Genomic DNA, 13,314 nt, shown 5'->3' with positions numbered 1-13,314 from the left:
CAAGCGTAGCGGGGTTGACCAAAGTCAACCTGTTGGATTAATGGGGGCCATTCGCGGGCATACTCGCCCCCACAGGTACACCACCGGTTTCAACGTTTGCGGAATCTCTGTGGGAGCGGGCGTGCCGGCGAAGAGGCCGGTACAGGCTAGCGCGGGTCCAGCCAGACCAACGATGCAAAACGCCCACCCTGCGGGGTACGGCGATAGGAGAAGAACCGCGCATCACTGACCGTGCACAAACCACCGCCATAAACAGCAGTCACGCCACGGGCAGCCAGGCGAATACGCGCCAGCTCATAGATATCCGCCAACAGCTTGCCTGGCCGTTCGCCGTCGACGAATGCCCGAGCTGCTTGCGGGTGCACGGCGGTAAAGGCATCACGCACTTCCAGCCCCACTTCGAACGCTTGCGGGCCGATGGCAGGCCCCAACCACACCAGCACCTCTGCTGGCGGCAGCGCCAGCCGGTCCAGCGTGGCTTCCAGCACGCCACCCGCCAGCCCGCGCCAGCCCGCATGTGCCGCCGCCACGCGGGTGCCGGCACGGTCGCAGAACAGCGCAGGCAGGCAATCGGCGGTCATCACGGTGCAGGCAATGCCAGGCTGGTGGGTCCAGCTGGCATCGGCCTCGGCGACCACCGCCGGGTCGGCATCCGCCACCACCCGCCCATGCACCTGCTTGAGCCAGGCCGGTTGGATGGTGAACTGTTCGCTCAGGCGGCGGCGGTTCTCGGCGACCGCGGCAGGGTCATCCCCAACATGGTCGCCGAGGTTGAAGGTTTCGTAAGGCGGCAAGCTGACGCCGCCCTGACGGGTGGTGACACAGGCGCGCACCGAGGCCGGGGCCGGCCAGTCGGGGAACAGCAACGCCTGCGTCAGGTCACTCATCCGATGAAGCTCTCGCGGTCCTGGTTCAGCAGCGACAGCAACCAGACGAAGTCATCCGGCAGTGGCGATTCCCACTTCATGACTTCACCGGTAATCGGGTGGGCCAAGGCAAGGAAACGCGCATGCAGCGCCTGGCGCGGGAAGGTCTTGACCGCCTCGACCATGGTCGGGCTGGCAGCGGGCGGAATACGGAAGCGCCCGCCGTACGTCTGGTCGCCAACCAGCGGGAAACCCACGTGGGCCATGTGCACGCGAATCTGGTGGGTACGGCCGGTTTCCAGCTTGACCCGCACATGGGTGTGCGAGCGGAAGCGCTTGAGTACGCGGTAGTGGCTGACCGCCGGCTTGCCGCCGTCGGTTACAGCCATGCGCTGGCGCATGCCGCCGTGACGGCCGATAGGCGCGTCGATCTTGCCACCGGCAGTCACCACGCCAATCACGATGCACTCGTAGATGCGGCTGACCTTGCGGGCCTGCATCTGCTCGACCAGCTTGGTCTGCGCCTGCAGGGTCTTGGCCACCACCATCAGGCCGGTGGTGTCCTTGTCCAGGCGGTGCACGATACCGGCGCGCGGCACGTTGACGATGTCTGGCACATGGTGCAGCAGCGCGTTGAGCAGGGTACCGCTGGCATGCCCGGCCGCCGGGTGCACAACCAGCCCGGCAGGCTTGTTGATCACCAGGATGTGGTCGTCTTCGTAGACGATATCCAGTTCGATATCTTCTGCGATCCACTCGCCCTGGGCCTCTTGTTCGGCCTCCAGGGCAAGCAGAGAGCCACCATGAACAAGGTCTCGAGGGCGCACGACTGCACCATCGACCGTCAGGCGGCCCTCTTTGATCCACGAAGTTAGCCGCGAACGCGAGTACTCGGCGAACAATTGGGCGGCGACCTGGTCGAGGCGTTGGCCGCCCAGTTCGGACGGTACCTCTGCGCTAAGTTGAATGATCTCGGACATGCTCGATTCGGCGGGCGCACAGCCTTTGGTTTCGGCTGCGAGCTTGTGGTTAAATACGGCTTCTTTTGTCCCGGGGTTGGCCGGGGCGCTCATCATAACAGGACGGCACCGCCCAAGACAGCGGCCGTCAAAGGGACGCAAGCCGCCATGCGAGTGAAACACCTGCTGCTGATCGCCATCCTCGGGCTTACCGCGGCCTGTTCCTCTAATAAAGAGGTCATTGACGAGAACCTCAGCGAGGCCGAACTGTACCAGCAGGCCCAGGCTGATCTGGACAACTCCAGCTACACCAGCGCCGTGAACAAGCTCAAGGCCCTGGAGTCGCGCTACCCGTTCGGCCGCTATGCCGATCAGGCGCAGCTCGAGCTGATCTACGCCAACTACAAGAATTCTGAGCCCGAGGCCGCCAAGTCGGCCGCCGAGCGCTTTATCCGCCTGCACCCGCAGCACCCGAACGTCGATTACGCCTACTACCTCAAGGGCCTGACCTCGTTCGACCAGGACCGTGGCCTGCTGGCGCGCTTCCTGCCGCTGGACATGACCAAACGCGACCCGGGTGCCGCCCGCGACTCGTACAACGAGTTCGCCCAGCTGACCAGCCGTTTCCCCAACAGCCGCTACGCGCCAGACGCCAAGCAGCGCATGATCTACCTGCGCAACCTGCTGGCTTCGTACGAAATCCACGTGGCCGACTACTACCTGAGCCGCCAGGCTTATGTAGCGGCTGCCAACCGTGGCCGCTACGTGGTCGAAAACTTCCAGGAAACCCCGTCCGTCGGTGACGGCCTGGCGGTGATGGTCGAGTCGTACCAGAAGCTGCACCTGGACGAACTGGCCGCCACGAGCCTGGAAACCCTCAAGCTCAACTACCCGGACCACCCGAGCCTGGTCGATGGCGAGTTCCAGCCCAAGCAGACCGAGTCTGACGGCCGCGGCTGGCTGTCCAAGGCCACCTTGGGCCTGATCGAAACCGATACCCCGCTGCCGCCAGGCGAAACCCGCGCCAACCAGGACGTGGTCAAGCAGTTCCAGGACGCGCGCGACGAGATGCCGCGAGAGCTGCTGCCTAAAGACGAGAACGGCGACCCGATCGTGCCGGAAGGCCCGAAAGAAGCCGAGAAAGACCGTTCCTGGTTCAGCTACATGACCTTTGGTCTGTTCGACTGACCTTCAGCGGTGAATGAAAGGGAGGCCTTGGGCCTCCCTTTTTTATTGGCCGCGTCCTAGACTGTTGGCTTCTTCAATCGACAAGCTGGACACCATGGTTCGCCTACTTTTCTGGATCGCCCTGATCGCCGCCGCGTTCTGGCTGTGGCGCAAGTTCAAAGTCAGCCAGCAGTCGCACCCCGAGGCGAAGCTGGATGCGCCGCTGAAGATGGTGCGCTGTGCCCATTGCGGCGTTCACCTGCCCAACGACCGGGCGCTGCAGCAGGGTAATGAGTGGTATTGCAGCCAGGCCCACCTGCAGCAGGGCCCTGGCCACCAAGGCTGAACACGATGTCTGTTCAATCCTGAAACCAATTCGAAATCTGTGGGAGCGGGCTTGCCCGCGAAGCAGGCACCACGGTGTATGGCACCGGCTTCGCCGGTGTTCGCGGGCACGCCCGCTCCCACAGTTTTTATCTGCAATTTCGTGTTCCACATATCCCTCCCCGACCCTTTCACACCATTTACGACCCCTCCCCCAGCACCAGCATTGACCCGCCCGGCCAAAATTCGCTAAATCCTATTTATCCGCATAAATATGAAAAATAGCGAAATGCTCAAACCCAAACGCAAGCGCCAGAAGCTGTCCGATGTGATCGTCGAATCAGTCAAGCGCTCGATCGTCACCGAAGCGCTGCACCCCGGCGACCGCCTGCCCACCGAACGTGAGCTGATGGAGCATTTCGAATGTTCCAAGGGCACCGCCCGCGAAGCGCTCAAGGCGCTCGAAGTCGAAGGCCTGGTCAGCACCCGCACCGGCCCGACCGGGGGCGCCTACCTGAACGAAGTGGGCACCGAGCCAGCCAGCCGCGCGCTGCGCAACTACCTGCATTTCCAGCACCTGGACGGCGAACAGGTGTACCAGCTGCGCAAAGTCATCGAGGTAGAACTGGCGGTGTCGGTGATGGGCAAGCTGAGCGAGGCCGATTATGCCGCGCTGCAGGCCAACATCGACTTCTGCAGCGCGCCGGAAGACAGCGAAGAAGGCCAGCGTGAGCAGCGCTTGGCGGAGCTTGAATTCCACACCCTGCTGGCCGACCGCTGCCCAAACCCGTTGCTGCGTTTCATGGCGGTGTTCCTCAACGACCTGCTGCGCGACCTGGTGGTGCTGAAAAAGGCCTACCTGCCCAAGCGCCAGCAGTTCGCCGCCGCCAACATCGGCTACCACAAGCAACTGCTGACCGCCTTGCGCGCCAGCGACGAACCCGCCGTACGCCGGCTGATGCACGAACACATGTGCGACGCCGAGCACCATATGACCGCGCTGGAAGGCGAGGTTGCCCGTAACTTCCTGCTGGAGTTCGATCACCACCACTGATGCGCCTGTAAAGAGGCCTGCACACAGGCCCGGCCGTACCCGCTTTGTCATTGCCACTCCTGCCTAATAACCACAAACAAGGAGTTACTCATGCAAAGACGTACCCTGCTCAAGGCAGGCCTTGCCCTGGGTGCCTTAGGTAGCCTCCCCTTGGGGGCACACCGGGCATTCGCCGACCAACCGCTGACCTTCTATGGGCTCAAGTCCATGTCGGGCGCCTTCGCCAGCTACGGCAAGTACGCCGACATGGGCTCGCGCCTGGCCATCGCCGAGCACCCGCAGTTGCTCGGCCACCCGCTCAAGTACAAAGTCATCGACACCGAAGGCAACGCCGGCAAGGCGGTGCGCAAGGTGCAGGAAGCCATCGGCCAGGATGGTGCACGCTTCTTCCAGGGGTGCACCCTGTCGTCTTCGGCACTGGCGGTGTCCAAGGAAATCCACAAAGCCGGCGGCGTGTTCATGACGCCTGTGGGCGCCGATGAAATCACCGGCAAGGACTGCAATGCCTCAACCTTCCGCTGGTCGGTGCCCACCTATGGTGCCATCCGCGAAACCCTGGTGCCGATGAGCCGCCAGCTGCCCCAGGCCAAGCGCTGGTACACCATCACCCCGCAATACGTATTCGGCGATGCCCTGCTGGACAACGCCCGCAAAGTGTTCGCCGAGCTCGGCGTGGAACACATCGGCAACAGCTACCACTCGCTGCAGGAGCAGGAATTTTCCGGCTACCTGACCAACGCCATCGCCGCCAAGCCCGACGTGCTGGTGCTGCTCAACTTCGGTAGCCAGGCCTCCAACGCCCTGCGCCAGGCGGTCAACTTCGGCATCAAGGACCGCATGAAAGTGCTGATGGTGTGGTCTGCCGGCCTCGACCAGTTCCAGGAGCTGGGCAGCGACGTGCTCGAGGGCGTGTACCTGGGTGCGCAGTACTGGCACCAGGTCGACACCCCGCTGAACAAACAGTTGGTCGCCGCCACCCGCAAGGCCTATGGCATCAACCCCAACTACCCGCTGGCCGCCGACTACATCGGCATCAAGGTGATGCTCGAGGCCATCGTCAAGGCCGGCAGCCTGGACGGGGCCGCCGTGTCTGCGGCATTGCAGGGCATGCGCTTCCAGGGCCCGACCGGCGAAGAACTGATCCGCCCGGGTGACCACCAGGTGCTCAAGGATTACTACCTGCTGCGCGGCAAGCCCCAGGGGCAGATGCGCGACGAGGACGACCTGGCCGAAGTCATCAGTTCGGGCCGCTCGTTCGTCGAGGTCGATCACACCGGTTGCGCCCTGGCCTGAAGCTGCGGCGTTAGTCACAAACACTTGTACAGGCAGCCGCCCGGCGCGCTGTCGAGGGCACGCTCATGCTCGATTTGTACCTGTTCCAACTGCTCAACGGCCTGGGCCTGGGGATGATCTACTTCCTCATCGCCGTGGGCCTGACGATCATTTTCGGCCTGCTCAACTTCGTCAACTTCGCCCACGGCGCGTTTTTCTTGCTGGGCGCCTACCTGTGCTACACCGCCGTGGCCGTCACCGGCAACTTCTGGCTGGCGCTGCTGATTGCGCCACTGGTGGTGGCCGCGCTGGCCTGGGCGGTCGAGCGCCTGTTGATCAAACGCATCTACCACCTGCCACACACCTTCCAGATCCTCGTCACCCTCGGCATCGCGCTGATCATCCAGGAAGCGTCGGTGCTGATCTGGGGCCCGGTGGGCAAGAACATTGCCGTGCCACCTGAACTGCGCGGGGTGCTGATACTTGGCGACTTCATCTACCCCTACTACCGCTTGTTCCTGATCGGCTTCGCAGCGCTGATCGGTATTGGCCTGTGGCTGCTGCTGGAACGCACCCGTTTCGGCGCACTGGTGCGGGCCGGTAGCGAAAGCACCGAGACCGTGTCGCTGTTGGGCACCAACATTTTCCGCCTGTTCTCCCTGACATTCGCCCTGGGCGTGGGCCTGGCAGGTGTGGCGGGTGTGCTGTTTGCGCCGCTACGGGGCGCCCAGCCCTTCGTCGGCCCGGAAATCCTCGGCATTGCCTTCGTGGTGGTGGTGATTGGCGGCATGGGGTCGTTCGGCGGGGCGCTGGTTGGCGGCCTGCTGGTGGGTGTGGTGCAAAGCATGATGACCAGTCTCTGGCCGCAAGGCGCCAGCCTGATGATCTATGGCGCCATGGCAGCAGTGATTCTGGTCCGACCCTACGGCCTGTTCGGGAGAGCCTGAGATGAGCGAGAAAAACCCATTGCCAGTCGCCAAGGGCCGCGCCCCGGCGCTGCTGTCGCTGGTAGTTGCCAGCCTGGTGGCGCTGCCGCTGTTGCTGCCCTCGGCCACCCTGGCTACCGAGATCCTGATCTTTGCCATGGCCGCACTGGCCTGCAACCTGCTGCTCGGCTACACCGGACTGCTGTCGTTCGGCCAGGGCATCTTCTTTGGCGTGGGCGCCTATGGCGCAGCGCTGCTGATGATCCACCTGCAGTGGGGCATGTTCGCCGCGCTGCTTGGCGCAGCTGTGTTCGGCGCCTTCCTCGCGCTGCTGGTGGGCGCACTGGCGATCCGTCGCACGGGCATCTACTTCGTCATGCTGACCCTGGCCTTCAGCCAGATGGCCTACTTCCTGGCCTATACCCTCAGCGGCTGGACCGGCGGTGACAACGGCCTGCTTGATGTGCCACGGCCGAATATCGAAATCGCCGGCCATGTGCTGGTCGACCTGGCCGATCCGCGGCACTTCTATGTGTTCGTCGCGGTGCTGTTCCTGTTGATCTTCGCCGCAGCCCTGCGGGTGATCCGTTCGCCATTCGGCAGCACCCTGCTGGCTATCCGTGAGAACGAGACCCGCGCCGCCGCCATCGGCTACGACACCCGCCATTTCAAGATTCTGGTGTTCATGCTGTCGGGCGCCATCACCGGCATCGCCGGGGCGCTGTACGCCATGCTGCTGCACTTTGCGCCGCTGTCGAACATCGACCTGATGATGAGCGAGAACATCCTGATCATGACCATCGTCGGCGGCACCGGCTCACTGTTCGGCTCGCTGCTGGGGGCCGGCGCCATCGTGCTGCTGGGTGACGTGCTGTCGGAACTTTGGCCACGCTGGCTGATGCTGCTGGGGGTGATCCTGATTCTGGTGGTGGTGTTCATGCGTGGCGGCCTGTGGGGCGGCCTGACCGAACTGGGCAAGCGCCTGCTGGCCACCCGCAATGCCGATGACAAACCCCAGGCCAAGACCAAGGAGACCCTGTGATGAGCGACTACCTCCTGGAAACCCGCCAGCTGGAGCTGGCCTACGGGCCGTTCAAGGCGGTCGCGGGCGTTGACCTCAAAGTGCGAGCCGGCACCATCCACACTATTATCGGCCCCAACGGCGCCGGCAAGACCAGCCTGTTCCACTGCCTGACCGGCGAACGTCAGGCCACGGCCGGCAAGATCCTGTTCAATGGCCAGGACATCATTCGCAAGCCGTCCCACGGGCGGGTGGCACTTGGCATGGCGCGTTCGTTTCAGCTCACCAGCCTGTTCCAGAACCTTTCAGTGCGCGAGAACCTGCGCCTGGCCGCCCAAGGCCGTGATGGCCTGGGCGCGCTGAACTTCTGGCGCAGCGTCGAGCACAAGCGCAGCCACTGGAACACCGCCGACCAGGTGCTGGAGCGCCTGAAACTGAGCGCCCGTGCCGAAACACTGGCGGGCGAGCTGTCGCACGGCCAGCAAAGGGTGCTGGAAGTGGGCATGTCGATCTGCGCCAAGCCCACCCTGCTGATGCTCGACGAACCCACTTCGGGCATGGGCATCGACGACATCCCGGTGATGACCGACCTGATCAGCGACCTTGGCCGCGACCATACCGTGCTACTGATCGAGCACAACATGAGCATTGTCATGTCGATCAGCCAGCGCATCACGGTGATGAGTCACGGCCAGATCCTGGTCGAGGGTACCCCTGAACAGGTGCGCAACGACGAGCGCGTACGCACCGCCTACCTTGGAGAGGCCGCCTGATGCTCAACGTCGATTCGATCCATTCCTACTACGACAAGAGCCATGTGCTCGAAGGTGTCTCGCTCAAGGTCGAGGCAGGCGAACTGGTAACGCTGCTGGGGCGCAACGGCGCAGGCAAGACCACCACCTTGCGCAGCATCCTCGGCATCGTCCGCCCACGACAGGGGCAGATCAGCTTCAACGGGCAGCAACTGGTCGGACGCGAAATTTTCGATATCGCCCGGCAGGGCATTGCCCTGGTGCCGGAGCACCGCGGCATCTTTCGCCAGCTCAGCGTCGAGGAGAACCTGAAGATTGCCGTGCGCAAGACCAGCCGCTGGCAGCTGGAGGACGTGTACAGCATGTTCCCGCGCCTAAAGGAGCGTCGCCACAACGGTGGTTTTGCCCTGTCCGGTGGCGAGCAACAGATGCTCGCCATCGCCCGCGCCCTGCTCAACGGCCCCAGGCTGCTGATCCTCGACGAACCCACCGAAGGCCTGGCCCCGGTGATTGTCGATGAACTGGTGAAGATCCTGCGACGGATCAAGGACGAAGGGCTGTCGATCCTGCTGGTAGAGCAGAACCTGATGGTCTGCGATGCCCTTGCTGATCGCCACTATGTGCTGGAGCAGGGCCGCGTCGCTTACCAGGGCAGTGCAGCGCAGTTCCGCGAGGACCCGAGCATCAAGAACCGTTACCTGGCCCTTAGCGCCTGACCCGACCGTGCTTACCTGTACCGGCCCTTTCGCGGGCAAACCCGCGCCTACAAAGGTGTCCCCCCCAGCCCTGCGAAGCCTTTGTAGGAGCGGGTTCACCCGCGAATAGGCCGGTACAAGCCACCCAGTAATTTCAGGAGAGATGAACCATGAACACCCGCATCGATCCCTCGCAGCACCTGCTCGGCCAAGGCCCGTTGGTCAGCCGCGAGCGCCTGTGGCAATCATTGATGGACCTGGCCCAACTCGGCGCCACCGCCAAGGGCGGCGTATGCCGTCTGGCCCTGACCGACCTCGACCGCCAGGCGCGCGACCTGTTCGTGCGCTGGTGCGAAGAAGCCGGCTGCACCGTCAGCATCGACGCCATCGGCAACATCTTCGCCCGCCGCCCCGGCCGCAACCCTGCCCTGGCGCCGGTGATGACCGGCAGCCACATCGATACCCAACCCACCGGCGGCAAGTTCGATGGCTGCTACGGCGTCATGGCCGGCCTCGAAGTGATGCGCACGCTCAACGACCTGCACCTGACCACCGAAGCCCCGCTGGAAGTGGTGGTATGGACCAACGAAGAAGGTTCGCGCTTCCCGCCCTGCATGATGGGCTCGGGCGTGTTTGCCGGTAAGTTCGGCCTGCAGGAAACCCTGGAAAAGATCGATGACCAAGGTCTGTCGGTCGGCGCCGAGTTGCAGCGCATCGGCTACGCCGGCCCGCGCGTGCCCACCGGGCATGCCGTGGGCGCCTACTTCGAAGCGCATATCGAGCAAGGCCCGGTGCTGGAAGACCAACGCACCACCATCGGCGTGGTCCAGGGCTGCCTGGGGCAAAAATGGTTCGACCTGACCCTTACCGGCGTCGAGGCGCATGCAGGCCCCACGCCCATGCACCTGCGCAAGGACGCATTGGTCGGCGCTGCCGAGGTGGTGGCTGCAGTCAACCGCGTCGCTCACGCGCACCAGCCACATGCCTGCGGCACGGTCGGCTGCCTGACCTTGCACCCAGGCTCGCGCAACGTCATCCCCGGCCAGGTGCACATGACCATCGACCTGCGCCACCTCGACCCTGGGCACCTCGACGCCATGGTCAGCGAAGTGCGCGCAGCCATCGAAAACAGCACGGCGAAACATGGCCTGAGCTATCAGCTAACCCCGACAGCCGACTTCCCGCCGCTGTACTTCGCCGAGCAGTGCGTGGATGCCGTGCGCCAAGGGGCGCGTGCGCTGGGCCTGAGCCACATGGATATCGTCAGCGGCGCCGGTCACGATGCGATCTTCCTCGCCGAGCTGGGCCCGGCCGGGATGATCTTCGTGCCATGCGAAGGCGGCATCAGCCACAACGAAATCGAAAATGCCGCGCCCCAGGACCTGGCCGATGGTTGCGACGTCCTGTTGCGCGCCATGTTCCAGGCCGCCAACCCAGGAGCCCGTTGAAATGACCCAGAAAACCGCGATTGGCGAACTCACCGCCGTCGAACTGCTCGAACTGTACCAGCGCCGCCAGTTGTCACCCGTCGAGGTGGTCGACGATGTGCTGGCGCGCATCGACCTGCATAACCCGGCGGTCAACGCCTACTGCCATGTCGACGGCGAAGGTGCCCGCGCCGCCGCCCGCGCCAGCGAACAACGCTGGCAGCGCGGCGAGCCCTGTGGCCGACTGGATGGCGTACCCGCCTCGATCAAGGACCTGACCCTGACCCGCGGCATGCCCACCCGCAAAGGCTCGCGTACAACCTCGGGTACCGGCCCGTGGGAAATCGATGCGCCCTTCAGCGCCTTCATGCGTGAAGCCGGTGCTGTGCTGGTGGGCAAGACCACCACGCCGGAGTTCGGCTGGAAAGGCGTGACCGACAACCCGCTGTACGGCATTACCCGCAACCCTTGGGATACCAGGCTGACTGCCGGTGGTTCGTCTGGTGGTGCTGCGGCAGCCGCCGCGCTGAACCTGGGGGTGCTGCATCAGGGCAGCGATGCCGGTGGTTCGATTCGCATCCCTTGCGCCTTCACCGGCACCTTCGGCATCAAACCGACCTTCGGCTATGTGCCGCAATGGCCGGCCAGCGCCATGACCGTGCTGTCGCACCTGGGGCCGATGACGCGTACCGTGGACGACTCGGTGCTGATGCTTGACTGCGTAGCGCGCCCCGATGCCCGCGACGGTTTGGCCGGCGCACCCCGGCAGGCGCCTTGGCTCAGCCAGCAGCAAGATCTGAGTGGGCTACGCATCGCCTACAGCGCCAACTTCGGTTACGTGCAGGTCGCCCCACAGATCCAGGCACTGGTGGCGCAAGCGGTGCAGCGCCTGGTGCGGTTGGGTGCGCAGGTAGAGGAAGTGGACCCGGGCTTCAGCGACCCGCTGGAAACCTTCAATACCCTGTGGTTTGCCGGTGCGGCGCGGTTGGCCAGTGCCTTGAGCGATGAGCAGAAAGCGTTGCTTGACCCGGGGCTGCGCTGGATTGCCGAACAAGGCGCACAGATCAGCCTTGGCGAATACACCCAGGCGCTAGAGGCACGGGCAGAATTGATTGCGAAGATGAATGCCTTTCATCAGCGATATGACGTGCTGGTATCGCCGATGCTGCCGTTGGTGGCGTTCGAAGCCGGACACAACGTGCCGCCTGGGTCGGGGATGGCGCAATGGATGGAGTGGACGCCGTTCAGCTATCCCTTCAACCTGACCCAACAGCCGGCAGCCTCGGTGCCCTGCGGGTTTACCCGCGAGGGGTTGCCGGTGGGTCTGCAGGTGGTGGCCGGGCGCTTTGCCGATGAGCAAGTGCTGCGGGTGTGCAAGGTGTATGAGCAGCATTATCCGAGCCGGCACTTGCAAGCACCGATTACTGGCTGAAATCTGTATGGGCTTCTGCGGCCCTTTCGCGGGTGAACCCGCTCCTACACGCACCGATTACTGGCTGAAATCTGTATGGGCCTCTGCGGCCCTTTCGCGGGTGAACCCGCTCCTACACGCACCGATTACTGGCTGAAACCTGTATTGGCCTCTGCGGCCCTTTCGCGGGTGAACCCGCTCCTACACGCACCGATTACTGGCTGAAATCTGTATTGGCCTCTGCGGCCCTTTCGCGGGTGAACCCGCTCGTGTGGGAGCGGGTTTACCCGCGAAGAGGCCCTCAGCCCAAACGCCCTTCTGGCGCATACGGCGCCGGGTCGATAATCGGCTCGGCCCCTGTCAGCAAATCGGTAAACAGCTGGCACGAAGCCGGCGCCAGCACCAGCCCATTGCGATAATGCCCGCAGTTCAGCCACAACCCTTCATGCCCTGGCACAGGCCCAATGTAAGGGATGCCTTCTGGCGACCCCGGCCGCAGCCCCGCCCAGTGCGCCACCACTGTGGCGCCTTCAAGCTCAGGCAACAACTCCACCGCCGATGCCTTCAGGCTTTCCAGCGCATCCCCGGTCGGGGTCTTGTCATACCCGGCGTGTTCCAGCGTGCTCCCCACCAGAATGTGCCCGTCACGTCGCGGGATTGCATAACGTCCCTTGGCCAGCACCATGCTCGGCAAGAAGTCTTCAGCACACTTGAACAGGATCATCTGGCCCTTCACGGGCTCCACCGGCAGTTCAAGGCCAAGGGTACGCAACAGGTCGCCACTCCAGGCGCCTGCACTGAGCACAACCTCATCCGCCGCCAGTACGCCATCAGCCGTCTGTACACCGGTCACGCGCCCCTTTTCCTGCACGAAGCCGGTGATCTGGCAGTGTTCGCGCAAGGTCACGTTTGGCAGCGCCAGCAACGCCGCTTTCAGCGACTTGACCAAGCGTGGGTTGCGCACATTGGCCACGCCAGCCATGTAGATGGCGTGCTTGAAGCCAGGGCCCAGCACCGGCACCGCATCGTAGGCCGCCGAAATATCCACGGCACTCAGCGGCCGCTGCTCGCGCGCGGCCCAGGCCAACGCTTCAGCCTCGTCGTCCAGGTCGAGCCAGTACAGCCCGGTGGTGTGAACTTCGGGGTCGACGCCAGTGCTGGCGAACAGACGCTCGCCCAGCTGTGGATAAAAGTCCTGCGACCAATGCGCCAGAGCGGTCACTGCGGCGCTGTAGCGCCACGGGTACAACGGCGAGACAATGCCTCCGCCAGCCCAGGACGACTCTCGGCCAACCTCACCCTGATCGCACACCACCACCTGGCCGACCTTGGCTGCCAGGTTGAATGCCGTCAGCAGGCCGATCACCCCGCCGCCGACCACCACTACTTGCTTGCTCATCTGTCGATCCAACACCTGAAGTAAAACCGCGATGCACCGGG

At 64.0% G+C, this 13,314-nt stretch carries 13 protein-coding genes; 10 read left to right on the top strand and 3 right to left on the bottom strand.

The annotated features are described in order from the left end of the window. Positions 1-146 precede the first annotated feature (146 nt). Both pgeF and rluD read right to left on the bottom strand, forming a co-directional pair. Entirely contained in the window at positions 147-887 is a 741-nt protein-coding gene (gene pgeF, locus REH59_RS03170) for a peptidoglycan editing factor PgeF (RefSeq protein WP_012051126.1), read from the bottom strand. After that, a complete protein-coding gene (gene rluD / locus REH59_RS03165; RefSeq protein ID WP_003247554.1) occupies positions 884-1,846 on the bottom strand; it encodes a 23S rRNA pseudouridine(1911/1915/1917) synthase RluD in 963 nt (320 codons plus the stop codon). The genes pgeF and rluD overlap by 4 nt, the downstream gene beginning before the upstream one ends. Positions 1,847-1,993: 147 nt before the next feature. On the opposite strand from rluD, the gene REH59_RS03160 reads away from it, so the two are divergent. The 10 genes from REH59_RS03160 (at position 1,994) to REH59_RS03115 (ending at position 11,895) form a co-directional block, all read left to right on the top strand. After that, on the top strand, positions 1,994-3,013 hold the full coding sequence (locus tag REH59_RS03160; protein ID WP_004577276.1) for an outer membrane protein assembly factor BamD: 1,020 nt from the start codon (positions 1,994-1,996) through the stop codon (positions 3,011-3,013). Between the two features lie 94 nt (positions 3,014-3,107). After that, a complete protein-coding gene (locus tag REH59_RS03155; protein ID WP_014755231.1) occupies positions 3,108-3,338 on the top strand; it encodes a PP0621 family protein in 231 nt (76 codons plus the stop codon). 267 nt (positions 3,339-3,605) lie between these two features. After that, on the top strand, positions 3,606-4,370 hold the full coding sequence (locus REH59_RS03150) for a FadR/GntR family transcriptional regulator (RefSeq protein ID WP_010951884.1): 765 nt from the start codon (positions 3,606-3,608) through the stop codon (positions 4,368-4,370). A gap of 90 nt (positions 4,371-4,460) precedes the next feature. Next, a complete protein-coding gene (locus tag REH59_RS03145) occupies positions 4,461-5,663 on the top strand; it encodes an ABC transporter substrate-binding protein (RefSeq protein WP_320450385.1) in 1,203 nt (400 codons plus the stop codon). Between the two features lie 65 nt (positions 5,664-5,728). Continuing rightward, positions 5,729-6,589 carry a branched-chain amino acid ABC transporter permease gene (locus REH59_RS03140; protein WP_003247565.1) on the top strand — a complete coding sequence of 287 codons (861 nt, stop codon included), beginning with the start codon at positions 5,729-5,731 and terminating at the stop codon, positions 6,587-6,589. A 1-nt stretch (position 6,590) separates the two neighbouring features. Further along, complete coding sequence (locus REH59_RS03135) at positions 6,591-7,610, top strand: branched-chain amino acid ABC transporter permease (RefSeq protein ID WP_003247567.1); 1,020 nt, start codon at positions 6,591-6,593, stop codon at positions 7,608-7,610. Next, positions 7,610-8,362: an ABC transporter ATP-binding protein gene (locus tag REH59_RS03130; protein WP_012051121.1), complete on the top strand. Its 753-nt coding sequence runs from the start codon at positions 7,610-7,612 to the stop codon at positions 8,360-8,362. The genes REH59_RS03135 and REH59_RS03130 overlap by 1 nt, the downstream gene beginning before the upstream one ends. After that, the gene (locus REH59_RS03125; protein WP_014859443.1) at positions 8,362-9,057 is read left to right on the top strand and encodes an ABC transporter ATP-binding protein; all 696 of its coding nucleotides are present in this window, start codon (positions 8,362-8,364) and stop codon (positions 9,055-9,057) included. The genes REH59_RS03130 and REH59_RS03125 overlap by 1 nt, the downstream gene beginning before the upstream one ends. Positions 9,058-9,206: 149 nt before the next feature. After that, positions 9,207-10,484 carry a Zn-dependent hydrolase gene (locus tag REH59_RS03120; protein ID WP_014859444.1) on the top strand — a complete coding sequence of 426 codons (1,278 nt, stop codon included), beginning with the start codon at positions 9,207-9,209 and terminating at the stop codon, positions 10,482-10,484. A gap of 1 nt (position 10,485) precedes the next feature. Beyond that, positions 10,486-11,895 (top strand): amidase, encoded by a 1,410-nt coding sequence (locus REH59_RS03115; RefSeq protein WP_014859445.1) that lies wholly within the window; start codon positions 10,486-10,488, stop codon positions 11,893-11,895. 280 nt (positions 11,896-12,175) lie between these two features. Here REH59_RS03115 and thiO read toward each other — a convergent pair whose 3' ends face one another. After that, the gene (gene thiO / locus REH59_RS03110; RefSeq protein ID WP_004577282.1) at positions 12,176-13,273 is read right to left on the bottom strand and encodes a glycine oxidase ThiO; all 1,098 of its coding nucleotides are present in this window, start codon (positions 13,271-13,273) and stop codon (positions 12,176-12,178) included. Positions 13,274-13,314 lie beyond the last annotated feature (41 nt).

It is taken from the genome of Pseudomonas sp. BO3-4, from assembly GCF_034044115.1.
GTDB classification, from domain to species: domain Bacteria; phylum Pseudomonadota; class Gammaproteobacteria; order Pseudomonadales; family Pseudomonadaceae; genus Aquipseudomonas; species Aquipseudomonas alloputida.
Note: the sequence above shows the minus strand (reverse complement) of the source record. Positions and strands in the feature narration are given on the sequence as shown.

Excerpts from the sequence above, each read along its gene's own strand:
- pgeF (WP_012051126.1), bottom strand. The coding sequence starts at position 887 with ATGAGTGACCTGACGCAGGCGTTGCTGTTCCCCGACTGGCCGGCCCCG.
- rluD (WP_003247554.1), bottom strand. The coding sequence starts at position 1,846 with ATGTCCGAGATCATTCAACTTAGCGCAGAGGTACCGTCCGAACTGGGC.
- REH59_RS03160 (WP_004577276.1), top strand. The coding sequence starts at position 1,994 with ATGCGAGTGAAACACCTGCTGCTGATCGCCATCCTCGGGCTTACCGCG.
- REH59_RS03155 (WP_014755231.1), top strand. The coding sequence starts at position 3,108 with ATGGTTCGCCTACTTTTCTGGATCGCCCTGATCGCCGCCGCGTTCTGG.
- REH59_RS03150 (WP_010951884.1), top strand. The coding sequence starts at position 3,606 with ATGCTCAAACCCAAACGCAAGCGCCAGAAGCTGTCCGATGTGATCGTC.
- REH59_RS03145 (WP_320450385.1), top strand. The coding sequence starts at position 4,461 with ATGCAAAGACGTACCCTGCTCAAGGCAGGCCTTGCCCTGGGTGCCTTA.
- REH59_RS03140 (WP_003247565.1), top strand. The coding sequence starts at position 5,729 with ATGCTCGATTTGTACCTGTTCCAACTGCTCAACGGCCTGGGCCTGGGG.
- REH59_RS03135 (WP_003247567.1), top strand. The coding sequence starts at position 6,591 with ATGAGCGAGAAAAACCCATTGCCAGTCGCCAAGGGCCGCGCCCCGGCG.
- REH59_RS03130 (WP_012051121.1), top strand. The coding sequence starts at position 7,610 with ATGAGCGACTACCTCCTGGAAACCCGCCAGCTGGAGCTGGCCTACGGG.
- REH59_RS03125 (WP_014859443.1), top strand. The coding sequence starts at position 8,362 with ATGCTCAACGTCGATTCGATCCATTCCTACTACGACAAGAGCCATGTG.
- REH59_RS03120 (WP_014859444.1), top strand. The coding sequence starts at position 9,207 with ATGAACACCCGCATCGATCCCTCGCAGCACCTGCTCGGCCAAGGCCCG.
- REH59_RS03115 (WP_014859445.1), top strand. The coding sequence starts at position 10,486 with ATGACCCAGAAAACCGCGATTGGCGAACTCACCGCCGTCGAACTGCTC.
- thiO (WP_004577282.1), bottom strand. The coding sequence starts at position 13,273 with ATGAGCAAGCAAGTAGTGGTGGTCGGCGGCGGGGTGATCGGCCTGCTG.